Source organism: Ectobacillus funiculus, from assembly GCF_004138295.1.
In the GTDB taxonomy this organism is placed as follows: domain Bacteria; phylum Bacillota; class Bacilli; order Bacillales; family Bacillaceae_G; genus Ectobacillus; species Ectobacillus funiculus.
This window is the reverse complement of sequence record NZ_SCFM01000017.1, coordinates 128,486-153,336: the sequence shown is the minus strand read 5'-3', so window position 1 is coordinate 153,336 and position 24,851 is coordinate 128,486. Positions and strand designations below refer to the sequence as shown.

Annotated in this window: 20 protein-coding genes, 1 pseudogene and 1 riboswitch; of the genes and pseudogenes, 17 read left to right on the top strand and 4 right to left on the bottom strand. The window is 39.6% G+C overall.

Annotated elements, in window-relative coordinates; translation table 11 throughout:
- From EP737_RS13540 to EP737_RS13500, 9 genes and pseudogenes are all read left to right on the top strand, one after another.
- On the top strand, positions 1-452 hold a 452-nt coding region (locus EP737_RS13540; RefSeq protein WP_215628810.1), incomplete at its 5' end, for a PfkB family carbohydrate kinase.
- Positions 452-2,365, top strand: coding sequence for a 3D-(3,5/4)-trihydroxycyclohexane-1,2-dione acylhydrolase (decyclizing) (iolD, locus tag EP737_RS13535; protein WP_129728500.1), 1,914 nt, complete (start codon positions 452-454; stop codon positions 2,363-2,365). The genes EP737_RS13540 and iolD, both read left to right, overlap by 1 nt.
- Positions 2,366-2,401: 36 nt before the next feature.
- Positions 2,402-3,274: a class II fructose-1,6-bisphosphate aldolase gene (gene fba, locus EP737_RS13530; protein ID WP_165350791.1), complete on the top strand. Its 873-nt coding sequence runs from the start codon at positions 2,402-2,404 to the stop codon at positions 3,272-3,274.
- Between the two features lie 378 nt (positions 3,275-3,652).
- A complete protein-coding gene (locus EP737_RS13525; RefSeq protein WP_129728498.1) occupies positions 3,653-3,979 on the top strand; it encodes a hypothetical protein in 327 nt (108 codons plus the stop codon).
- A 134-nt stretch (positions 3,980-4,113) separates the two neighbouring features.
- Positions 4,114-4,396: pseudogene (locus EP737_RS13520) on the top strand (fructose-bisphosphatase class II); the annotation flags it as partial.
- Positions 4,397-4,465: 69 nt separating this feature from the next.
- Entirely contained in the window at positions 4,466-4,981 is a 516-nt protein-coding gene (locus EP737_RS13515; RefSeq protein WP_129728497.1) for a hypothetical protein, read from the top strand.
- Positions 4,982-5,075: 94 nt separating this feature from the next.
- On the top strand, positions 5,076-6,008 hold the full coding sequence (locus tag EP737_RS13510) for an aldo/keto reductase (RefSeq protein ID WP_129728496.1): 933 nt from the start codon (positions 5,076-5,078) through the stop codon (positions 6,006-6,008).
- A 124-nt stretch (positions 6,009-6,132) separates the two neighbouring features.
- Positions 6,133-7,095: a sugar ABC transporter substrate-binding protein gene (locus EP737_RS13505; RefSeq protein WP_205650939.1), complete on the top strand. Its 963-nt coding sequence runs from the start codon at positions 6,133-6,135 to the stop codon at positions 7,093-7,095.
- A gap of 1,257 nt (positions 7,096-8,352) precedes the next feature.
- Positions 8,353-9,312, top strand: a complete 960-nt coding sequence (locus tag EP737_RS13500) for a sugar ABC transporter substrate-binding protein (protein WP_165350787.1) — start codon at positions 8,353-8,355, stop codon at positions 9,310-9,312.
- A gap of 212 nt (positions 9,313-9,524) precedes the next feature.
- On the opposite strand, the gene EP737_RS13495 is transcribed toward EP737_RS13500, so the two are convergent.
- Genes EP737_RS13495 through EP737_RS13485 form a run of 3 tightly spaced genes read right to left on the bottom strand, consistent with a single transcriptional unit; the run spans position 9,525 to position 12,579 of the window.
- A complete protein-coding gene (locus EP737_RS13495) occupies positions 9,525-9,710 on the bottom strand; it encodes a hypothetical protein (RefSeq protein ID WP_129728493.1) in 186 nt (61 codons plus the stop codon).
- Positions 9,707-10,936, bottom strand: a complete 1,230-nt coding sequence (locus EP737_RS13490) for a Ger(x)C family spore germination protein (protein ID WP_129728492.1) — start codon at positions 10,934-10,936, stop codon at positions 9,707-9,709. The genes EP737_RS13495 and EP737_RS13490 overlap by 4 nt, the downstream gene beginning before the upstream one ends.
- A gap of 26 nt (positions 10,937-10,962) precedes the next feature.
- On the bottom strand, positions 10,963-12,579 hold the full coding sequence (locus tag EP737_RS13485; RefSeq protein ID WP_129728491.1) for a spore germination protein: 1,617 nt from the start codon (positions 12,577-12,579) through the stop codon (positions 10,963-10,965).
- Between the two features lie 655 nt (positions 12,580-13,234).
- Here EP737_RS13485 and EP737_RS13480 point away from each other — a divergent pair.
- The 7 genes from EP737_RS13480 (at position 13,235) to EP737_RS13450 (ending at position 21,613) form a co-directional block, all read left to right on the top strand.
- On the top strand, positions 13,235-14,371 hold the full coding sequence (locus EP737_RS13480) for a GerAB/ArcD/ProY family transporter (protein WP_129728490.1): 1,137 nt from the start codon (positions 13,235-13,237) through the stop codon (positions 14,369-14,371).
- Positions 14,372-15,137: 766 nt separating this feature from the next.
- Positions 15,138-16,154, top strand: a complete 1,017-nt coding sequence (locus EP737_RS13475) for a LacI family DNA-binding transcriptional regulator (RefSeq protein ID WP_129728489.1) — start codon at positions 15,138-15,140, stop codon at positions 16,152-16,154.
- Between the two features lie 39 nt (positions 16,155-16,193).
- Positions 16,194-17,117, top strand: coding sequence for a sugar phosphate isomerase/epimerase family protein (locus EP737_RS13470; protein WP_129728488.1), 924 nt, complete (start codon positions 16,194-16,196; stop codon positions 17,115-17,117).
- A 56-nt stretch (positions 17,118-17,173) separates the two neighbouring features.
- Complete coding sequence (locus EP737_RS13465) at positions 17,174-18,340, top strand: Gfo/Idh/MocA family protein (RefSeq protein ID WP_129728487.1); 1,167 nt, start codon at positions 17,174-17,176, stop codon at positions 18,338-18,340.
- 204 nt (positions 18,341-18,544) lie between these two features.
- The gene (locus EP737_RS13460) at positions 18,545-19,963 is read left to right on the top strand and encodes a sugar porter family MFS transporter (protein ID WP_129728511.1); all 1,419 of its coding nucleotides are present in this window, start codon (positions 18,545-18,547) and stop codon (positions 19,961-19,963) included.
- Positions 19,964-20,361: 398 nt separating this feature from the next.
- Positions 20,362-21,240 carry an AraC family transcriptional regulator gene (locus EP737_RS13455; RefSeq protein WP_129728486.1) on the top strand — a complete coding sequence of 293 codons (879 nt, stop codon included), beginning with the start codon at positions 20,362-20,364 and terminating at the stop codon, positions 21,238-21,240.
- Positions 21,241-21,316: 76 nt separating this feature from the next.
- Positions 21,317-21,613, top strand: a complete 297-nt coding sequence (locus EP737_RS13450; protein WP_129728485.1) for a hypothetical protein — start codon at positions 21,317-21,319, stop codon at positions 21,611-21,613.
- On the opposite strand, the gene EP737_RS13445 is transcribed toward EP737_RS13450, so the two are convergent.
- Positions 21,606-22,451, bottom strand: a complete 846-nt coding sequence (locus tag EP737_RS13445) for an alpha/beta hydrolase family protein (protein ID WP_129728484.1) — start codon at positions 22,449-22,451, stop codon at positions 21,606-21,608. The two genes, EP737_RS13450 and EP737_RS13445, sit on opposite strands and share 8 nt — an antisense overlap.
- A 529-nt stretch (positions 22,452-22,980) precedes the next feature.
- Positions 22,981-23,158: riboswitch (Lysine riboswitch) on the top strand.
- A 136-nt stretch (positions 23,159-23,294) separates the two neighbouring features.
- Between EP737_RS13445 and EP737_RS13440 the strand changes: the two genes are divergently transcribed.
- Entirely contained in the window at positions 23,295-24,719 is a 1,425-nt protein-coding gene (locus EP737_RS13440) for an amino acid permease (protein ID WP_129728483.1), read from the top strand.
- Positions 24,720-24,851: the final 132 nt, after the last annotated feature.

Here is a 24,851-nt window from a genome sequence, read left to right as displayed (position 1 = left end):
CTCCTGAGGAAACAGCTGTGTATTGCTCATTAGTTGCAGAACAGGCAGATGTTGTGATCGGTACACGTGATGAATATGATGTGATGGAAAGCAAAGAAGGCGGAAAGAACGAAGATACAATCAGCTACTTGTTTAATCATTCCCCTGAATTGGTTGTTATCAAGCACGGTGTAGAAGGATCCTATGCTTACACAAAATCAGGTGAAACATTCAGAGGCCGCGCATACAAGACAAATGTATTAAAAACGTTCGGTGCAGGTGATTCTTACGCTTCTGCGTTCTTATATGCTTTAATCAGCGGAAAAGAGATTGAAACAGCTTTAAAATACGGCGGTGCATCAGCTTCTATTGTTGTAAGCAAGCATAGCTCTTCCGAAGCAATGCCAACAGTGGAAGAAATTGAGCAATTAATTGCTGAAGGATCTTACATCGAGGTAGGAGTGACAAACTAATGGGAACAATTCGCTTAACAACAGCTCAAGCATTAATTAAATTTCTTAATCAACAATATGTTTCTATTGATGGTCAGGAAACTCCATTTGTTGAGGGAATTTTTAATATCTTTGGTCATGGTAATGTACTTGGAATTGGCCAAGCGCTTGAACAAGATTCCGGTCATTTAAAAGTAATCCAAGGAAAAAATGAACAAGGAATGGCGCACGCAGCTATTGCTTACAGCAAACAAATGCTGCGCAAAAAAATATATGCTGTTACAACTTCAAGCGGACCAGGCTCTGCAAACTTGGTAACGGCAGCAGGAACAGCTCTTGCTAACAATATTCCAATCTTGTTGCTACCAGCTGATACGTATGCTACACGTCAGCCAGATCCAGTGTTGCAACAAATGGAGCAAGAACACAGCATTGCAATTACGACAAATGATGCCTTACAGCCAGTATCAAGATATTGGGACCGTATTACACGTCCTGAACAATTGATGTCAAGCTTAATTCGCGCATTTGAAGTAATGACGGATCCAGCAAAGGCAGGTCCTGCTACAATCTGTATTTCACAGGATGTGGAAGGGGAAGCATTCGATTATGATGAGAAATTCTTTGAGAAGCGTGTGCATTTCATCGATCGCCGCTTACCAAATGACCGTGAATTAAACGGTGCAGCTGAACTTATTAAAGCAAGCAAAAAGCCAGTAGTTGTTGTTGGCGGCGGAGCTAAATATTCAGAAGCACGCGAGGCTTTAATCGAGTTCTCACAACGATATAATATTCCATTAGTAGAAACGCAAGCTGGTAAATCAACTGTTGAGTCCTCATTCAGCAATAACCTAGGTGGATTAGGAATTACGGGAACGTTAGCAGCGAATAAAGCAGCACAACAGGCTGATTTAGTTATCGGTATTGGTACAAGATTTACTGACTTTGCAACTTCTTCTAAAACAATTTTTGATTTTGAAACAACAAAATTCTTAAATATTAACGTGAGCCGTATGCAGGCGTACAAACTAGATGCGTTCCCTGTTGTAGCGGATGCGAAATCAACTTTGGAAGCATTAATTCCAATGCTGGAAGGGTACGAGAGCGAGTTTGGCGATACAATCACTGCAGTAAAACAAGAGTGGTTAGCAGAGCGTGATCGTTTAAGCAAAGTTGTCTTTAATAGAGAGAACTTTGATCCTGAAATTAAAAATCACTTCTCACAAGAAGTATTAAATGAATATGCGGATGTGTTAAATACAGAGCTACCGCAAACAACTGCATTGATCGCTATTAATGACACAATTGATCCTGATAGCATCATTATTTGTGCAGCTGGCTCACTTCCTGGAGATCTTCAGCGTTTATGGCATTCAGAGGTGCCAAACACATACCATCTTGAATATGGTTATTCATGCATGGGATACGAAGTATCAGGTACACTAGGCTTGAAATTGGCTGATCCAACAAAAGAGGTATACACAATCGTTGGCGATGGCAGCTTCCTGATGCTGCACTCTGAATTGGTTACAGCTATTCAGTACAATAAAAAGATTAATGTACTTCTATTTGATAACTCTGGATATGGCTGCATTAACAATCTGCAAATGGATTTTGGCAACGGCAGCTACTTCTGTGAATTCAGAACAGAAGACAATCAAATCTTAAATATTGATTACGCAAAATTAGCTGAAGCATATGGTGCTAAATCATACCGAGCTAATACAGTGGAAGAATTAAAGGCAGCTTTAGAAGATGCGAAAAACCAAGATAAATCCACTTTAATTGAAATGAAAGTTCTTCCGAAAACAATGACAGACGGCTACGAGGGCAGCTGGTGGAACCTTGGAGTACCTGAAGTGTCTAATCAGGAAGGCGTTCAAAAGGCATATGAATTAAAGCAAGAAAAATTGAAAAAGGCTAAGCAATATTAATAGTAACGATATCTTTATGAAGGGGGGACGATGCCAGTGACTTTAGTATCTATGAAAGACCTGTTGCGCAAGGCTAAGGAAGGTAATTACGCTGTAGGTCAATATAATATAAATAACCTGGAATTCGCACAAGCTTTTTTACAAGCCGCTGAAGAAGAACAAGCGCCTATCATACTGGCGGCGTCTGATAGACTTGTTGATTATTTGGGAGGCTTTAAGACGATTGCTGCAATGGTCAGAAGTCTTGTAGAAGAAATGTCCATTACTGTTCCAGTTGTACTGCATTTAGATCATGGAATGAGTGTAGAACGCTGCCAAAAGGCAATTGATGCTGGATTTACATCGGTTATGATTGACGGTTCCCATCATTCAATTGATGAGAATATCGCTATGACGAAACAAGTTGTGGACTACGCGCGTCCAAGAGGAGTATCTGTAGAAGCGGAAGTTGGCACAGTTGGCGGCATGGAAGATGGACTAGTGGGCGGAATCAAGTATGCTGATCCTAATGAGTGTTTGCGAATTGTAAAAGAAGCAGGAATCGACGCTTTGGCAGCTGCTTTAGGTTCGGTTCATGGACCATATCAAGGAGAGCCGCAGTTAGGCTTTGATGAGATGAAGCAAATTTCTGAATTGACAAATGTGCCGCTTGTCCTACACGGAGGCTCAGGAATTCCTGATTATCAAATCCAGAAGGCAATTGAGCTTGGCCATGCCAAAATTAATGTCAATACAGAGAACATCCAAGCATGGGCGCAAGCTGTCCGTGAGGTTTTAGCTGCTGATGAGAAAGTATATGAACCTCGAGCAATCATTACACCGGCTAGAGAGGCAATCGTAGCTGCGGTCAAAGGCAAAATAAGAGAGTTTAAAACAAGCCATAAAGCAAAAGAAGACGCTCTAGCGTAAAAATGGTTTGCTAAAAAAATAGGAACCGTATATAACCCGTTAAATTTGTGAGCTATAAGCTATTTCAGATAACTTATATACGAGTTCCGCTTCAATTTGGACAGACTTTACCTTGTTGGTGAAGTTGTCCTTTTTTTTACACTTTAAGAGCAAAGTATGAGTGCAATTATGCTTCCCTCTTTACCTAATGGCTCGCCAGCCAGCGAGTTTTCTTTACACTGTAAGGACGTATAAATTCCTGGCTAGAAAGTTCATTCGACGTATCGGAGAATTTTAGGAATACGGTGTAAGTAGGGCTACGCTTCTGTCTACGCCCAAGGGCAGGGCTTGCCAATCGGCGAGTTTTCTTTATCACAGGATTAACCAGGAGAGATTTTGATGAGAATTACAGGAGAAGTTTTCAAACAAAGACCGTATCCAAAGCTTTGGTATAACAATAACGAGTGCATCTTCTTTCTTGAGGCTGAGCATGGAGTTCAGGTAGGGGAAGATCGAATTAAGATTCTTCCCATTTTAAGTGAAGAATTAGAGGTTTCTTTAATTGTTGGGGAAAGAGTTGAGATTGAGGGTGAAATTCAATGGAAACGAATTATTACACCTTCAGGTAAACTGAGTTTTTTCCCCATCCCAGTTTTTATGTTGCAAGATATAAAAAAATTAGTTTCTGTATCAGAACCAATTGATAGGGTTATAGGATGCGGATGATTACGAAAGGCACCATGTTTTTTACACTGTAGGAAAGTATAAGTTTCCAGCCGGAGGCGAAGGCGAAAAATAAAGAAGTTGAGGATTTAGTTGTTACGATTTTAAATCGAGAACGACATGAAAAGATGATTCAAGGAAAACTTTTGCCGCAAAGCGAAGAAGAATTAGGGCACTGCAAAAAAATGGGGATCGAGGATGTAAACCAAGTATTACGAATGGAGGACCTTGTAAAAGGTGATGATGCCATTTTCGCTGCAACCGGTGTAACTTGATGGGGAGCTGTTAAAAGGGGTTCAATACAACGGAAATGTAGGAACGACACATTCAGTTGTAATGCGTGCGAAATCAGGGACAGTTCGTTTTATTGATGGGAAGCATAGCTTGAAAAAGAAGCCAGACTTAGTAATCAAGCCATAAGTAGCTTTATAACTTTAACCTTCAAAGCAGATAAAGCAAGATTGTAATGTGAAAGAGAGGAAAAACAGTATGAATCTATTGGATGCAAAAGTCATTAATACTGTATATGGTTTAGAGATCTATTTAGATTTGGCAGAAAATATTGAAATAAAAGAACTTCATGTTCCAACTATAGATAGTCCATTTTATGATGTTCAGTTTGGGATTGGGTACTTTCTTTTAAGAGAAGGAAGATATCATAGCAGTCAAAGAAATTATTTTCATATTTGTATGAATCATGATTTCAGTTTAATTACATTAAAAGAAACTGAGACGGAGAGCTTATTTGCGGTTAAAAACGAAGCTGAAAGAGCAGCAACAAAGAAGCTTTTGGGAGAATGGTTTATTCAAACAAAGGGTTATCAAGCATCTTTAAATAAATGTATAACAAAGGTGAAAAGAGAAGATGTTTGTACAACAGAAGACATCCAATACAAAACAGACACGATAAAATTCTTAGAAAAATTGCTAGAGTTAACAACTGAAGATATTGAACAGGCCCATGTAGAAAGGCCAGTTCGATTACAAGCAGTATCAATATCCTGATGTTCCTCAATAGTATAGGTTTCGGGGAATGTTGATTTAATGATAGCAGTTGATTAGTATCATATTATCGATGATAAGAAGGAGAGACATTAAAATGGTAAAACAAACACGACTTGGAAAAACAGATTTATATGTAAATCCGATTGGACTTGGAACAAACGCAGTTGGCGGTCATAATCTTTATCCAAACCTAGACGAAGAAGCAGGAAAAGAGTTAGTTCGAACAGCATTAAATAATGGTATTAATTTTTTAGATACGGCTTTTATATACGGACCAGAACGCTCAGAGGAATTAATCGGTGAAGTATTAAAAGAAAGAGGAAATCGTTCAGAGGTGGTTCTTGCTACAAAAGGCGCACACAAATTTGTTGGAACAGATGAGGTGTTTGACAACTCACCAGCTTTTTTAAAGAAAGAAGTTGAAGCAAGTTTAAAACGTCTTGGAACAGATTATATCGATTTATACTATATTCATTTTCCGGATAATGATACACCGAAGGATGAAGCAGTTGGTGCTTTAAAACAATTAAAGGATGAAGGTAAAATTAGAGCAATCGGCGTTTCCAATTTTACTATAGATCAATTAAAAGAAGCGAATAAAGATGGATATGTTGATGTATATCAAGGCGAATACAATTTGCTGCAACGGGATGCAGAAAAAGAATTGCTGCCATACACAACAGAACAGAATATCTCGTTTATTCCTTATTTCCCACTTGGATCCGGATTATTAGCCGGTAAATATAATGAAAATATGGTCTTTAATGACTTGCGTGCAGAATTGCCATATTTCCAAAAAGAAGTGTTTGTACAAAATTTACAAAAAGTAGAGCAAATCCGCAAAATTGCAGATGCGAAAGGTACAGAAATAGCTCACGTAGTTCTGGCTTGGTATTTAACACGTGATTCTATTGATGCTATAATTCCAGGGGCAAAGAGAGCAGATCAAGTATTAGACAATTTAAAAACATTAGACGTTCATTTAACGAATGAAGAGATTCAACAAATTGATCGTATTTTCCGCTAATAAAAGTGCATGCTGCTAGTGAGTAGCATGCTGAGTGGAGCTAAGCAGGAAGCATTCGTATCAAGGGACATACTTAATCTTAATGCTGTGAAATCGCAAAGCTTTGATGACAGGGAGATAGATGATGAAAAAGAAGCAGCGTATCCCATTGATTAGTTCGTTGCTTCTAGTGATTGTAATAGGCTGTATAGTCAAGTTCCGTGGAACAGACGATAGACCTAGAGTTGTCGTTGTTTTACAAGAACTAGATTCACAATATTGGAATATTGTGAAGGCAGGAGCGGAAAAGGGATTTCAAGAATTTGATATAAATGGTAAAGTTGTCGCACCCGGCAACACATCAAAAAAAGATGCACTAGAGTATACATTAAAAGGAATTCTTAATGAGCGTCCAGATGTATTAGTTGTTGCCCCTGATGCATCATCACCAGCTGTTATGTCTATTTTAAAGGAATTTGTTGAAAATAAGATTCCTGTATTACTAGTAGACACAGACATTCCTTTAGAGCATAAAGCCTCTTATATCGGCACAGATAACTTTGAGTTAGGCAGAAAAGCAGGAGAATTGCTAGCGTCGCAGCTGCAGCCTGGAGATGAGGTAGCCCTTCCCTTCTTGGCTGAGGATTTAACTTATCCGGTTTCAGGAAATCGGATAAAAGGTGCCACAGTTAGTTTGGAAAATGCAGGAATCAAAGTTGCGACAGAACAATTAAACGTATCAAATAAGGCTTCAACAACTAGAGAAATAATGACAGCGATTTTGCAGAAACATCCTGATATAAAAGGTGTATATGCCACAACCGACACAAAGGCAATGGATGCCTTAGAGGTCATTAAGGAACAGGGGCTTAACATGCCAGTCATAGGAGCCGATGGAATTAGCGAAATGATTGAGTTAATAGAAAAGGGAACCTTAACTGGGACAGTGGCGCAAAATCCTTATGATATGGGGTATATCAGCATTGAAACTGCATTAAAAGTCATCAAGGGAGAAGATGTTAAAAAAAATATTGATACGGGCGTAGATGTTATTAGCAAAGATAATGCGAAGCTGAAATTAGATTTCCTAAGAGAATTGCTGAAATGAAGTATTATCACATGGGATATGTTGCAAGAATGATTTTTATCCTAATAAGACAAAAGATAAGTAGACCGCAAAGCGACAGTTTTGCGGTCTATTTATGTTTCTAACACTGTAAAAACGTATAAATTTCTAGCCGGAAGCCAACTCGACGTAGCGAGAAATTTTAGGAATACAGTATAAGTGCAACTACGTCTCTGTCTTCGAATCGACGAGTTTTCTTTACACTGTAAGAACGTATAAATTTCTAGCCGGAAGCCAACTCGACGTGGCGAGAAATTTTAGGGATACAGTATAAGTGCAACTACGTCTCTGTCTTCGCCTATCGGCTTGCCAATCGACGAGTTTTCTTTATCCTGTGTCATGACAGTTGATAGGAATATGAATTAATCATATAGCCATTCTTAGAATAAAATGTGAGTGAGACTTCTGGAAAGAAAACGTATTTACTTAATAAGATGTCCTTTGAGTATAAAAAATGTGTCATAATAATACAAATAAAACTATTATATGTTGTCCTATAATTATAACTGTAAACGATAAGTGTTTGAATGGTTTTTAACCTTGATGATAAGGTTATATTATGAAGTTTTCAATGTTCGGTATTGCGGGAATCATCTATGTAGCGAAAGCTTTACCAGAGACTAGAGGCCTATCATTAGAACAAATAGAGGATAACTTTAGAAGTTAAGATAGTAGAACTGGTTAGAGCTTGTTAGGGAAGGCCCATACAAACGCATTTGTAAGCGTTTGTATGGGCTTTTGCTTTGCATCAGATGAAAGAGCTGCCTTCATCAAAGCAGAGAACCTAGAAATGATATCAACCCTGTACCCAAATTGAAAGATACACAAGGAAGTGTCTCCATTTTGCAAATGAAAAAAGCGCTTTCTGTTATGATATACTTAAATTAAACAACTTAATTCCTGAAAAACCTCTCTATCACGGGATTAGATAACGCTTTGTTATCTAAGAACAGTAATCCTCCTTTAACAGGGGTACAGATGATCTAGAAATGTTGTTCTCTCAACATCGGAATTGATGCTCCAGAAAGCGTCACAAGCTGGCTACAAAGGGATTAAGCTAAGATTTTATGCTATAATACAGAAAAAGAAAATGCAATTGACGGTTATGTGTGTAAAATCAGGAGCAATTCATTTTATTGAAGGGAAACATAGCTTGATTTAGCAATCAAAACATAAACAGTGGCCTATTTGTCCCTAATGTTATGAAATTGCAAAACTTTGATAGCAAGGAGATAAATGATGAGAAGGAAGTGGTACATTCTATTAATTAGTTCGCTGTTTCTAGCCGCCGTAATCGGATACCTAGTCAAGTTCCGTGGAACGGGTGATGAACCTAAAGTGGTAGTTGTTTTACAAGAAATGGATTCCCAGTATTGGAATATTGTGAAGGCAGGAGCGGAAAAGGGATTTCAAGAGTTTGATATAAATGGTAAAGTTGTCGCACCCGGTAACACATCAAAAAAGGATGTACTAGAGTCTACATTAAAAAGAGTTCTTAACGAGCATCCAGATGTAGTAGTTGTTTCTCCTGATGGATCACCTGCTGTTATGTCTATTTTAAAGAAATTTGTTGAAAATAAGATTCCTGTATTATTAGTAGATACAGACATCCCTTTAGAACATAAAACTGCCTATATTGGCACCGATAACTTTGAGCTGGGCAGAAAAGCAGGGGAATTACTAGCTTCGCAGCTGCAGCCAGGAGATGAGGTAGCCCTTCCCTTCTTGGCTGAGGATTTAACTTATCCAGTTTTCAGGGAACGGATCAAAGGAGCTACATTTGGTTTGGAAAATGCAGGAATCAAAGTTGTGACGGAACAAGTAAATGCATCAAATGAATCTTCAACAACTAGAGAAGTAATGACAGCGATTTTGCAGAAGCATCCTGATATAAAAGGTGTATATGTCACAACCGACACAAAGGCAATGGATGCCTTAGATGTCATTAAGGAACAGGGGCTTAACATGCCAGTCGTAGGAGCGGATGGACTTATTGAAATGATTGAGTTAATAGAAAATGGAACCTTAACTGGGACAGTAGCACAAAATCCTTATGATATGGGGTATATCAGTATTGAAACTGCATTAAAGGTCATCAAGGGAGAAGATGTTAAAAAAAATATTGATACGGGCGTAGATGTTATTAGCAAAGATAATGCGAAGCTGAAATTAGACTTTCTGAGAGCATTGTTAAAATAAAGTGTTGTTATGAGAAGCTGTTGATAAACTAAATTTTCATATTTCGTAAATAGGATATAATGGATAACTAACGCTACTGACCTGCACCCCATTATTAGACACAGCTAACAATGAGGTGCAGGTCATACATATTTATAGGCATGTTTGCACTTGCAAGAAGGTATAACCTTTCAAATGAGTGTCTAGAAGGGCAAAGGACACAAAACCTGAAGTCAGCTCTGCACCCAAATGGGAAGATAAATGTGGAAAGCTGCAAGAATACTCAAGATTAATCCTATCAACATCAAACAGCTGTATATGAGCAGATCCTTTCGATATTTTTTATTCTTAATCAATTGGGGCACATCTCGAGCAGCAAGCAGCATGAAAAAGACTATAATCATAATTACCTTTATCATTTCTGAAACTCCTTCTCTTCCCACATCAGAGATTTTTTCGTTAAACCTGTACGATCCACCGTCACATCGACGTTAATTTTAGCTGGCAGTTTGGGAAATTCCTGATCCCAGCGTGCTTTAAACTTATTTTCCCATTGTTTTGGATATTTTCGTTGTACAGCTGTTCCAAAGCCAAAAATGTCTGACTTGAATTTATTCTGTGCCTTATCAAGCGTTACTTGAATTCTTTTTTCAATTGCCTCCCCCAACTTTTTTTCCAAAAATAGAACCTCTCTAGGATTACTTAAATCCATTTTCGAGCTATTTTCATAAAGATCGGCATTAACCCTTACTTTGACTCTTAAGCTTAACTCTCCTCGTTTCAGAATGGGGATAATTTTTGTCTCTGACTTAAAAATTTGAACACTTACTTTTCCGTGTCCCTTTTCTTTCGGGATGTTTATCGTAATTACCCCTGTTTTTATTTTATTGTGTAGCCAAAGAATTCCTCTCTCCTCTCTGTCATTCATCCAACCGATTAATTTATCCTTTTTGAATATCGCAGCCCCTTCGAGAGACTCGTTAGTTTCCACCTTTGACTGAGACTTCTGATTTGGGGATTCCTCTCCTCTGATGACGTTCGAAGGCACGAGTTCTATTTCAGAAGCAATTGGTTCCACCCCTTCTGCCACAAGCATATGGGTAAAATCCCTCAGATTTACCCCTAATCCCATGTCCCTTTCTTCTTCTTCTCTCATGACTTCAGATGGTATTTTTTCGAATTTAGGAATAAACTTTAAATGCTTTAAAGCCTCCCCTTTTGTGAATAATACATAACTGCGCATGCGCGCTTCCCGGTATCTAGTAAAAAAATCGAGTATCGGTGAAACACCGGCCCGAGCCATTTTTTCTCCAATTATAATAATACGGCTGTGGGAAAGGAAAATTTCCCGCGGCAATTTCTCTTGGAGTTTCCGATAAGCATCCATAACCGTGATCCCCTTTTCTGAAACGACCCATACAGCCTTGGTTCCTATGTCCTTTTCACCGCCAAAGCCCCCTTGACCTGGAGCGCCTAACATTCGCGGAATAGCTATTTGCAGTGTTACACGGATTTTGCCATCCTCCATCTTGTCGATTCCAGTTGCGGTTACAAATGCCAGGTCATTGACCTCGACTCGACTCCAGCAGCCGGAGAGAAACGGCATCATCAAACAGAATAGAATCAAAAAAATTCGTATTTTCATCTAGCATTACCCTTCCGTGAAAAATCCTACTTAGTACGCTTCGGCGGCCGAGGGCGCAGCGACTTGTTCATTCGTTGCGAATTTCCTTTTGCGCTCTCTTCTGGGCGATTTATCATGCTCCACCAAGGCGCTCGGACAAGCGCATCTTTAATGTCACCAAAATGCAAGGGGGCCATAGGAGACAAATATGGTATGCCAAACGAACGAAGACGGCACATGTGGCTAAAAATAAGCAAGATGGCTAGTAATATTCCGTATAATCCTAGCGATCCAGCTAATATCATGATAGGGAAACGAAGCATTCTGATTGCGATTGCCTGTCCGAAGCTTGGAATGATAAAAGAAGCGATACCGGTAATGGCGACCACGATAACCATCGGAGCAGAAACAAGACCGGCTGTAACAGCGGCCTGACCAATTACTAAAGCTCCGACAATACTCACCGCCTGTCCGACCGGCCTCGGCAGACGAACCCCTGCTTCCCGCAATCCTTCAAAGGAAATTTCCATCAGCAAAGCTTCGACAATAGCTGGAAAAGGGACCGCTTCACGAGAGGCAGCCACACTGAATAATAGAGTGCTCGGAAGCATTTCCTGATGATACGTTAACAAGGCAACATAAAGAGATGGAAATAATAAGGCAATTACTAAAAATAGAAAGCGAATCCAGCGGATCATCGTCGAAATCATATAACGTCCATAATAGTCTTCACTGGCCTGTAGCATTTCATAAAAGGTAACCGGAACAGTCAGGGCAAAAGGGGTATTGTCGATGATAATCCCTACTTTCCCCTCCAATAAATTGCCGACGACTTTATCTGGTCGTTCTGTGTACTGGACCTGAGGGAAAATAGTATAAGGATTGTCTTCAATTAATTCTTCAATATATCCACTTTCCAAAATCGCATCGATGTCAATCCGGCTGATTCTTTCACGGACTTCCGCTACTAAAGATTCATCCGCAATACTGTCCAAATAGGTAATGACGAGATCAGTTTTCGATAACTGTCCTACCTTCAATGCTTCCATTTTGAGCTGAGGGGTTTTCAATCTTCTGCGAATGAGACTCGTATTGGTTCGTAGGCTTTCCGTGAATCCCTCCCTAGGGCCGCGGATCACTGCTTCTGTCGCTGGTTCTTCGACCGAACGGGACTCCCATTCTTTTGCACTGATGAATAGGGCTTGTCCGACGCCGTCTAGGATTAAAGCGGTGTCACCAGACAGTACGTGATCTATCACCTCTTGGATTTGTACTCCACTGCTTACCTGTGCAGCAGAAATTACTTGATTTCGAAGCATAGTCTCCAGTTCCTCAAAACGAAGCATGGATGGTGACAATGAGTTCTTCCCGTATTCCAGTAAAGGTTTGATAACATCGTCATCAATCAATTCCATGTTCGTAAGACCATCTAAAAAAACAAGTATTCCTTTTTGAATCTCACCTAACTGAAATTCCCTATATACGATGTCGGAAGAGCGATCAAAGATTATTTTCAGTTGTTTTATATTCTGCGAAAGATTTGTGCCAAGTGTAGCGCTTTCCAAGGGGGCTTTAATGGTTGGGGAGGATTTAGCTAGAGAGTTTGTGTGCTTTTGGTCAGAACTCCCTAATTTTTTCCACCAACCTAGTATCTCTTTTATCATGCCAAATACCCCTCTCGTTGAAGTCTTGATAATTCTCCACGCTGCCTTTTATCCAAATTTCTAGGCGGATTGAGAGAGCCCGCCGCTTTCATGCAGGAATCATGTCCCTTTTCTCAAGGATGGAAAAAACAATCTACGGATAAGGGAAATTACTAACATAATCATTGTAACAATTATGTAGAAAGCACCCATAACCGCTATCAGCAATTCCAAAATAGTGAAAGTGTAAAAGTGTATATTAACAAAAAGCTTCGATAGCATCTCAGTTATGTAATAATACATACACCGTCCGATGAAGGAGATGAGTACAATAGAAAAAACAATCTTTGTCATTTTGGAATTCCTCTTCATTTATATTGATCAGTATGATTAAAGCGATGGTTTTACTTATGTAGTATTATTTCTCCAATTTATGTTATAAATACCTAATTATAAACGGACTGTAACTTGCCCTTTTTACACTGTAAGAACATATAAATTTCCAGTTGGAAGCCAACAGCTCTCCACTTAACTTTTGTTTAAAAAAGAGGATGAACGATAATAATACTAATGGACAAAAATTGGATAATTTGGAGAGAGAAATGTTCTACTATGACAATTCAGACACGTAGATTAATTTCTCATTTGTTCCTTGGTAAGAAAGGGTGAGGGTAAAATGAATCATGAGAAAATAGGCATAAAACAACTCTTTCTTCTGATGTTAGCTTTTGAAATAGGAACTGCTATCATTTTTTCCATAGGAACAGAAGCAAAACAGGATTCTTGGCTGGCTGTGTTAGTCGGTATGTTGTATGGACTTATTTTAATATCAGTCTTCACTATATTATCTGAGTATTACCCAGGTAATTCATTGATTCAAATCATTCAAATTACTTTTGGAAGATTTATTGGATATCCATTATGTATCACTTATATTATTTATTTTATCTCTCAAGCTGCGAGGATTAGTCGGGACTTTGCTGAACTCATCCTTTCGACCATTTTAGTTGAAACCCCTGGCCTAATAATTATGGCAAGTTTTGTAGCTGTTATTATTTATACTCTCCGCGGTGGTGTTGAAGTGTTTGGACGAATGGCAGAAATGGTGTTTCCTGTTGTGCTGCTATTATGGATCATCACATGGATCATCATTTATGCTTCAGGAGTTGTCGATCTGAAACAACTTACACCTGTACTTGGTACAGGAATAAAAGCTGTATGGAAGACATCATTTCCTAATCTTACCTCATTACCATTTGGGGAATTGATTGTATTCACCATGGTTTGGCCAATGTTAAACGATAGCAAGAAGGCTAAGACAGTGGGAAGGGCTGCAGTGTTGACTGGAGGAATATTATTAACTATTAATATGCTAGGTGTGTTGTCTGTTATTGGCCCTTATTTGATCGACAGAATGAATGTCCCTCTTTTAGTGACAGTACGGATGGTTTCCATGGCAGATTTTCTTGAGCGGATTGATGCGGTTGTTATCCTAATTATGGTAGCAGGGGGTTTTTTTAAAGTAGGTGTATACATCTATGGCGCTGCGATTGGAACCGCCCACTTATTTCAGCTGCAGAGCTATCATTCCGTTTTGATTCCGCTTGGTGTGATTATTATCTCTCTAGGACAGGTTATGGTAAGGAATGTTACGGAACACAATAGTGTAGGGTCAATATTTGACATGAGCTTTGTGCATCTTCCGTTACAGCTTGTGATACCCAGTTTGTTATTGATTATTGCCTTCTTGAATTCGCGTGAAAATTTAATAGGAACAAATCTTAAAAAGACTGAGACCCGAGGAGAAAGCTGAAAAACCAATTCGCTAACGGCCAAGCAGTACATTCAACCGCTTATAATTAATTATAATCAAGGGCTTTATGAAAAATTGAACACGAAATAAATGATAATTTATTGGTAAAATCTAAAGAAAAAGTCGATCGACAATCGACTTTTTTAATTTCTCAATAATTTTATCTTTGTTAGCAATTTATTAAAGTTCTTCTTGCTTCCGCATTAATGCTGCATTATTTTTCTGCTCTCTATTCTTGTTTACCCTTTCAGAAAATATAAATTTCTAGCTAGAAGCAAGCTCGAAGTAGCGAAAAGTTTTAGAAAAAAGTGTAAGTGCAACTATGCCCCCTGTCTTCACCCGAGGGCAGGGATTGCCAATCGACGAGTTTTCTTTAAGTAATCCAGCTGCGATTTAGTGATGTAGTATTGAATGGAAAATTAGAAATAATCGGTAAAAATTGTTTTTCTTCTATTCCTTTGTCCTTAAATCATAAATAAAAGTCTTTATTTCGTAAATAAATGGAAAGCGGTTTCTGCTATAATGAAACCAAGTCGAAAGCGCTTTCCGTTATAGCGTAGTTAAATTAAAATAATGGGTATCTTTATAAAGCGTGTTGTCCGCTAATCATAATTAAGGAGACGATGGCCTGCCTAACAGGATTGGGAATAGGTCATTGCTGGAGCCTTTCAAGAAAGCGCCTAAAACAACCGATGAAAAGAAAGGATGATCTGTCTATACGTGATGCGCGTATCTAGTTCGGTTAAAGGAAGGAGGTACCTACTACATGAAACTCACAATCTATGATGTTGCAGAAAAAGCGGGGGTTTCCATATCTACTGTATCAAAGGTCATGAATAATCAACCGATTGGAAAGAAAACAAAACAAAAGGTTTTAAAAATAGCAGAGGAACTAAACTATAAGCCAAGTGTCCTTGCATCTGCATTAACAGGAAAGCGGACATCTACGATAGGATTTTTATTACCAGATATATCTAATTCCGTAATTGCAGAAATGGCAAGAGCGGTAGAGGATCGCGCTGTTGAATATGGATTTAATCTCGTTATTTGCAGTACTGATTTCAAAGCTGAGAAAGAAGAGCGTTACGTGTCCTTACTAAGACAGAAAAGTGTGGATGGATTTATCCTAGCCGCTGGTTTTAGGAATAAAGCAGTAGTTTCTGAGCTATTAAAGGAAGCAGTTCCAGTCATACTTCTTTCTGAATATCAGCCGCATTTAGCGATTAATACCGTAACAGTTGATAATTTCATGGGAGGATATGAGATAGCGGCCCATTTAATTGCTCTTGGCCATCGGAGAATTGCAGTGGTTGCAGAAGATAACTCGAGTAGTCAGGAGCGCATTCGTGGATATAGGAAGGCATTGCAAGATCATAATCTCGAGATCCGTGAGGACTTGATTGTAATAAGTGATTCGAGTGTGGGTCATGCGCAGCACTTAGCAGGAGATTTGTTAGATTCGTTACATCCACCGACTGCAATCATGGCGTGTAATGACATATTAGCAATAGGTACTCTTCTCGGTGCACGAGAAAAAAACATAAAGATTCCGGAAGATCTCTCGATTACAGGATTTGATAACACTTTGTTATCTAAGAGCAGTGACCCTCCTTTAACAACAGTTGAAATACCGATTCGAAATATGTGTTCACTTGCTGTAGATTTACTTGTAGAAGAGATAGAGAAAAAAAATGAAAGCAAGCAAGCAGTTTTAATGTTACCTAAGTTAATTCATAGAGAATCAACGGGAGTATGTCCGATGAAGGATAAAAGTGAAAATTAAAATACAAAAACAATATATATAGAAATAGGAGTTTTTAAAATGGGAATTAAAATTGCAGGAGCACCTTGTTGTTGGGGAGTAGATGATCCAAAAAATCCATATCTTCCACCGTGGGAGCGGGTATTACAGGAAGCATCACAAGCTGGTTATAAAGGGATTGAACTAGGACCTTATGGTTATATTCCGATGGATATTGAACGGGTACAAGCAGAGCTTGCCAAAAATGATCTGACGATAATTGCGGGAACAATTTTTGATGATTTGGTATCAGAAGCTAACTTAGAAAGCTTATTGCGTCAAGTAGATGACATTTGTTCATTGATTACCAAGCTGCCGCCTTCTCCACAGGAGGATGGACAACATTTTCCGACTCCTTATTTGGTAATCATCGACTGGGGACATGAGGAAAGAGATTATGCAGCTGGTCACCCAGATCGGGCAAAACGTTTATCTGACCAGGACTGGAATAATATGATGGCGCATATTCGTGCACTCGCGGAGCTGGCATGGACAAAATACGGCGTAAGATCTGTTATTCATCCTCATGCAGGCGGCTATATCGAATTTGAAGACGAAATCAAGCAGCTTTTAGAGGATATTCCTTATGAAACTGCGGGACTATGTCTTGATACCGGTCATCTCTATTATTCAAAAATGGATCCGGAGGAGTGGCTTCGAAACTATGCAGATCGGCTAGATTATATCCACTTTAAGGATATTGATTTAGAGATTTATGAGCAAGTGATGGGAGATCATATTCGCTTTTTTGACGCTTGCGCTAAGGGGGTAATGTGCCCGATTGGACAAGGTATTATTGACTATCATTCCATTCTCAAATTACTAAACGAAATCAATTATCACGGATATATCACGATTGAACAAGAACGTGACCCTAGAAATTCTGATACGAGTTTGCGAGATGTGAGTCAGAGCATAGCTTTTTTAAAGAGTGTTGGCTATTAATTAAAAAAATTAAGATAACAAATAAAAAACTAAGATAACAAAAGGGGAAATGATACATGATTTATGGTGAAAAAAATATTGATAAATCTATTCGTTGGGCAATGGTAGGCGGTGGACGAGGAAGTCAAATTGGTTATATTCATCGTTCAGCTGCGCTGCGTGATTATAATTTTGAATTGGTTGCTGGTGCGTTTGATATTAATCCGGAACGCGGCAGGGACTTTGGAGTTAACTTACATGTAGATCCAGAGCGCTGCTATCCTGATTATAAAACGATGTTTGCGGAAGAGGCGAAGCGTGAAGACGGTATTCAAGCTGTTTCAATCGCAACTCCAAATGGCACTCACTACGAAATCTGCAAGGCTGCATTGCAGGCTGGCTTGCATGTAGTATGTGAAAAGCCTCTATGCTTTACTACTGAAGAGGCAAAAGAACTAGAAGCTCTTGCGAAAAAGATGAATCGTGTTGTTGGCATCACATATGGTTATTCAGGTCATCAGGCAATTGAACAGGCGCGTCAGATGATTGCGAATGGGGATCTAGGGGAAATCCGAATTGTAAATATGCAGTTTGCGCACGGCTTCCACTCTGGAGCTGTAGAAGAAAATAATGCGAGTACGAAATGGCGTGTGGATCCAAAAATGGCAGGTCCAAGCTATGTATTGGGTGATTTAGGAACACATCCACTCTATTTGTCAGAGGTTATGCTTCCAGAGATGAAAATCAAAAAACTATTGTGTACACGCCAAAGCTTTGTGAAAAGCCGTGCTCCGCTAGAGGATAATGCCTACACAATTATGGAATATGATAATGGTGCTGTTGGTACTGTGTGGTCATGCTGCGTAAATGCTGGCTCCATGCACGGACAAAAGATTCGTGTGATCGGTTCTAAGGCTAGTATTGAATGGTGGGACGAGCAGCCTAATCAGCTGCGTTATGAAGTACAAGGAAAACCAGTACAGATTTTAGAACGCGGAATGGACTATCTGTATTCTGAAGCATTAGCTGATGACCGCATTGGCGGTGGGCACCCTGAGGGCTTATTTGAAGCGTGGTCCAATCTTTATACTCGTTTTGCGAAGGCGATGAATGCGGCAGATCATGGAAAAACGCTAGAAAACATTTGGTACCCAGGAATTGAGGCAGGAGTAGAAGGCGTTCGTTGGGTAGAGAATTGTGTGCGCTCCGCTGACAATGGTGCTGTATGGGTAGAATATCAATAAACAATAGATAAAGCTGCCATTGCAATAAGGTTTTTGGGAGTGACTATCTCAAAAACCTTATTGTAGAGTTCATCAGGCTCTAAACCAAAGTTTGTGCTTGACACTGAATATACATCTTCTTTGGTTACCTTGCATGTAACAAGGTATACACTGGAACTTGGCAAAATACAATAAACGAGGATGATAGTAATGAGTAATCAGGGAATGAAGAAACCAAGAAATTATAAAAGTTATTTACGAACGATTATGATTTCGGCAACATTTGGGGGACTTCTTTTTGGATATGACACTGGTGTTGTGAATGGTGCGTTACCTTTTATGGCAAGACCTGACCAGCTGAATCTAACACCAGTTACAGAAGGGCTTGTTACAAGCTCGCTTCTTTTAGGAGCAGCATTTGGTGCTTTATTCGGCGGTAGATTAACAGATCAATATGGTCGTCGTAAAATGATCCTTAATCTTTCACTGTTATTCTTGTTAGCGTCACTTGGAACGACAGTTGCACCTAATATTTCAATTATGATCGTCTTCCGATTCTTACTTGGGCTCGCTGTTGGGGGCGCATCATCTATGGTACCAGCCTTTTTGGCAGAAATGGCACCTCATGAGAAACGAGGTAGAATGGTAGCCCAAAATGAAATTATGATTACCGGCGGACAATTATTAGCTTATGTCATCAACGCAATTCTTGGTGTTGCAATGGCTAGCACTGGGCATGTTTGGCGTTATATGCTTGTTATTTCTGCAATTCCAGCTTTACTGTTATTTGTAGGTATGCTCAAGGTTCCAGAAAGCCCGAGATGGCTGGCATCAAAAGGAAAAAAAGATGAGGCGCTGCGTGTCCTTAAGCTAATACGTGATGAGAAACAAGCTGACGTTGAATTTAATGAAATTGAAGAAGCAGTAAGAAAAGATGCAGATCTTGAAAAAGCGACGATGAAAGACTTTTCCGTACCATGGTTACGTCGGATTTTGCTGGTTGGGATTGGAGTTTCCGTCGTGAATCAAATCACAGGTGTCAACTCCATTATGTATTATGGAACGCAAATCCTTGAACAATCTGGTTTCGGTACAAAGACGGCATTAATTGCGAACACTGCGAATGGACTTATTTCAGTGCTTGCTGTAATATTTGGTATTTGGATGATTGGCAGGGTTAACCGTCGTCCCATGTTGATTATTGGTTTATCCGGAACGACAACATGCCTTTTCCTTATTGCGCTCTTCTCAATGGTTCTGAAAGGATCTGCTGCGTTACCTTATGTTGTACTTTCTTTAACAGTTCTATTCCTTGCCTTTATGCAAGGATGTATTGGACCAGTAACATGGTTAGTGACTGCAGAAATTTTCCCGCAAAGGTTAAGAGGTCTTGGCTCTGGTATTAGTGTATTTTTCCTATGGGTTGTAAACTTTATTATTGGTTTTACTTTCCCGATATTGCTAAATTACGTAGGCTTATCCACGACATTCTTTGTTTTCGTTGCTCTTGGTTTATTAGGAATTGGTTTCGTTTACAAATTTATGCCAGAAACAAATGGCCGTACGCTTGAAGAGATAGAAGCGTACTTCCGTTCCCGATATGGCGAAGATAAAACAAAGGAATCAATGGCGAAGGCCCAATAAGAATAACTATCTATTTTTAAAATGGTAATTGTAAACGCTTGCGTTTAGGGGTAATCTGAATTGTGAATATATAGTTTGCACACGGCGGGCGGGAGCAATCGTCTTAGTACAAGCTGGTGTGTTCATCCGAAATTTGCTGGTTAAGCTTACTTGTACGGGTTTAGCTGAAAATAGAAATGTATGGATAGGGTATTAATAACGAATGTGGAGCAGCCTTGTATACGGAGGCTGCTTTTTTTTCTGGCCATAACACCTTCTGAGTTTAAGGAAAACCTAGTGGAGAAAAGCACGGATGGATGTAAACAGGTTGAGTATAAAATAACTACTAATATGTTAGATTGTGAAGAGGTATTTTGATAAACTCTTGATAACATCTTTCGTTTAACTGGAGGAGCCTAATGAATATCAGTACTGCCATTTATACACTGCAAAAAGGAGCTGCTTATTTGCCTGGCGATGAGGCCTCTTTTCGCGTTTATTACTGGGGAGCACATCCGAATCATCAGGACAATCCAATTCACAAACATTCGTTTTTTGAGATATGTTATGTCCTGGATGGTTCAGGTCTTTACTTGGAGGACGGCAAGGACTACACACTTCAGAAAGGGACCTTTTTTTGTTCGCGTCCTGGCAAGCTGCATAGAATTCACAAAGGGCAGAATTTATCTTTGTTGTGGGTTGGATTTGAAATTGATGAAGGTGCTTCAACCGAAGAGACTATTCATTTATTTAGAAGGCTTGCTGAAACATCAGATTTTTATATTGAAGACGCTACGCAGTCACCAGCGGCATTTTTATGGAAAACATTACTGGACCATGCGAGTCAGCCGTGTCCAGATGTACTGTTGCGGTCCCTTGGCTATAGTTTGCTGCTTTCGCTGCAAGTATTATTTTGTCCTATGAGCATTGTGGATGAGCGTAAACATCCTCACGCTCACTCATCTGCTAATAAACTGATTCAGCAGGCACAGCTGTTTATTCAAGATAATCTAGCCCAGCCTCTGTCTTTGACGGATGTAGCTCAATATCTGCATATTTCACCTCGGCATTTATCTCGGTTATTTAGTGAAATTTTAGGTGTATCCTTTACAGCGTTTGTGCGCAAAGAAAGGGTAAGAGTCTCAGCTGAAATGCTGCGTTCAACAAACTTAGCGATTAAAGAAATATCAGAAGCTACAGGCTTTTCCTCTGTCTATTATTTTACGTCTGTTTTTTCTGAAGAAACAAGTGTGGCGCCGGGAGAGTATAGAAAGTTGAATCAACTGCAGACAGAGTAGGAGATAAAAGGGAAAAAATTCATGGATATAGCCTTCGTACTAGAAAGAAACTAAGCTAATGAGAGAGGGTGAGAAGATGGCTTTTGGAATTAAGCGACAAGAATTGCAAGAGTGGAAGGAGAAGGTAAAGCGAGGGGAAATCGCGTTTTTGACCCATTATTGGCTTGATGATCGATTTCCCGAGATGAGAACAGTCACAAAGGTAGGCTGTTCTGATTTGGATAAGCTGCTCAAATGGGGAGAAGCATATGGTATTCCGGCGCGAGCGCTGCATCATCGTTCTGAGTATCCTCATTTTGATTTGTTTGGTGAACGGCAAATTACTATTTTAACAAAGGAAAATATGCTTCAGCAATTAGAGCGATTTAAGTAGATTGCTGTTTGATCCACTTAAACATATTAGACAAGGCTTCTTTATGGACGTGGGGCGGAAGATGATGCCCCAAGCCAGCGTATTGATGCAGCTCAACCTTATGTCCAAGCTCCTGCAGCTTCTGGTACATACTGAATCCGTGCTGAAAATCTACTTGTACATCCTCAGTCCCGTGCATGATGAGGACAGGACATGTGATCCGATGCGCCATGCAGATGGGTGAACGATTTGTATACGCATCTGGTACTTTAGATGGCGAGCCGCCAACTACTCGTTTAAGCATTCTTCGCAGGTCAATCCGCTCTTCGTACGTTTGCGCCAGATGGGATACACCGCCCCAAAGGGTTAACGTGTGAATATCAGGAAGTGCGGCCGCAGTTAGCGCTGCGTTAATGGCACCGCGCGAGAATCCCATAATAGAAATGCGGTTTTCATCGACAAATGGAAGGCTGCGCAAAAAACGATAGGCCGAGAGTACATCCTCATTTTCAGCACCGCCAAATTCATCACGCCCTTCGCCGCCTTCGTTTCCTCGATAGCAAGGAGCAAAGACGATGTAGCCATGATTTGCAAATTGCTCTACCCAATCGGTTTTTACGCGGCCGACTTTTCCGATGCCGCCTCGGCAATAGATGAAGGCAGGGAGCTTGTGTGAAAGGAGGAATTTCCGGTCTTTTCCAGTAGAGCTTGCGATCGTTGTAAGCGGCAGGTTATCTGCTTCATAAAATTGTTCCATCTTCTCCTGTAATTCTACCGGTGACATATAGAATCCGCTCGGGAAAGCAATGTATCCTTTTACTTTATATGTCCCTGATATATATGTAGTGTGATAGATCATGCTGTGCTCCTTCGTAATTTATTTTGTAAGTACTATAGCTTGAAAAAGGAGCAATAGCAAGGCAATGTAAAGGAAACTCGCCAGTCGGCGAGTTTTCTTTACATTACAGATTTTCCGAATGGGAAAGCCCACTCCTTTAGGTGTGGGATGAAAGTGAGGTCAAACGAGGAGTACCTTCATTCCAGGGAGGATAGTTTTATACGATTTATACCAGTTAGAGTGTTTGGATTTGATTTTTTAATATAATTTAAACAAGGGGGTATAAAGCATTCTTTTAGCCATTTTCAAGGTAACTGAAAACTCAATACCTGTCTTTTTGATATAAAATTTTAATTTTTTAATATTTTGTATATTTGTGAATATGTTTGAAAGAGAGAAGATATTTTATTGTCTATTCTGAATTTTTATTTTTTCTGAATAATTAAAATCATGAGGGTGCATGATTTGGAATAATGTTTCGTGTTGACGCATAGATATTCTCTGTGTATGCTAGTTTAGTATAATAAAATAATACTTCCTCATCAGCTCAAGATGAGGTAGAGGTTGCGGTGTTTAAGAGTACATAGCGGGAGAGCTGGGGAGCTTGAAGAATGCGATGGAAAGGAAGCACTGCCGAAGCGCTGCGGTTCTCCAACCAAAGCAGCTGGGGCTGTATCCGAATAGGTGCAGAACTGTCATAGCGAGTGCTATGATGAACTATCTTTTTGTCTGATGCGGATGAGTTTGCCTGCACACCCGTCAGAGGGTGTGTTTTTTTGTGCTGATTATAGAACATGCAACGGCAAAAAGCAGATAGCCATCTACTTTTGAGCGATAGGATATGTCGAGAGGGGAACAAATAAAATGAGTAAAGGAAATAAGCTCGGGTTATGGATTTTGACATCCCTTGTTGTCGGGAATATGGTCGGGTCCGGTATTTTTATGCTGCCTCGTTCTTTAGCTGAAGTTGCCAGCCCGGCTGGTGTAATAGGCGCTTGGGTTTTAACTGGCTTGGGCGTACTTATGACAGCCTTAGTGTTTGGAAATTTAGCAATTCGTAAGCCAAACCTAAATGGCGGTCCGCAAATTTATGCTAAGGAATTGTTTAAGTCAGGTTCAAAGGCATCGCTTTTATCGGGCTTTATGGCTTCTTGGGGATATTGGATTGGAAACTTGGCTGGTAATATTGCAATTATTACGACATTTGCGGGGTATTTATCTACATTTTTCCCTGTACTTACAAGTAAAGCAGAATTATTTACAATCGGTTCCTTTACATTGAAGGTAGGAAATGCATTAACATTCCTTGTATGTACGCTGTTACTATGGACAATCCATTTTATTATTTTACGCGGTTTAGAAAATGCCGGTAAACTTAACTTTTTGGCAACTTCTGCAAAGATAATGGGATTTGCATTGTTTATTATCGTTGCTTTGTTTGCATTCGAGAAAGCGAATATGTTGCCATTTGTCGCGGATAAGACAGATGAGGCAGGTAATGCGATTGGATTATTCGGACAAATCAACAATGCAGCTCTCTCGACGCTTTGGGCATTTATCGGTGTAGAGTCGGCTGTTGTATTTGCTTCTAGAGCAAGGAAGCAAGTGGATGTGAAACGCGCAACTACACTTGGTTTGTTTATTGCGCTTGCAATTTATATCGGTATTAGTACACTTGTTATGGGGATGTTGGATCAAGAAGCATTGATTCATTCTGATAAACCGCTAATTGATGCAATTGCCACTGTACTTGGTCCGATTGGCGGAAAAGTATTGGCTGGTGTAGGACTTATTAGTTTAATTGGTTCTACGCTTGGCTGGGTAATGTTAAGCTCTGAGGTACCGTATCAAGCGGCAAAGCAGGGAATGTTTATCCCGGCGTTTTTGAAGGAAAATAAAAAAGGAACTCCTATATTTTCTCTGGTTGTTACAAATTTACTTGGGCAATTATTCATTTTCTCAACAGTTTCCAATTCCATTTCTGCAGCGTTTGATTTTGTAATTGTCATTGCAACGCTTTCATATTTAATACCGTATTTCATTTCTTCTATTTTTCAGCTCAAGCTTGTTATTACAGGTGAGACGTATGAAAACGGAAGAGGACGAGTAGTTGATGGCGTGATTGCTGTGCTCTCCACAGTATATTCCTTATGGGTGATTAAAGCAGGAACAGCTGATATGAAAACTTTCTTATTTGGTATGCTGTTGCTTGCAAGCGGTATTTTATTCTATGGCCAGTTGAAGAAGAACCCTGTGATCCTTGGGGAGCAAAAGAGAAAATCTGCTTAATATGATAGAAAGGGCAGTTCTAAATGTCTAGTTTTTGCGGACTTTTAGAGCTGTCCTATTTATATAAGTTCAAAACAGAGTAATAAATGAAACATTAGAAAAATTCAGAAAATACATATTGACGCATAACAA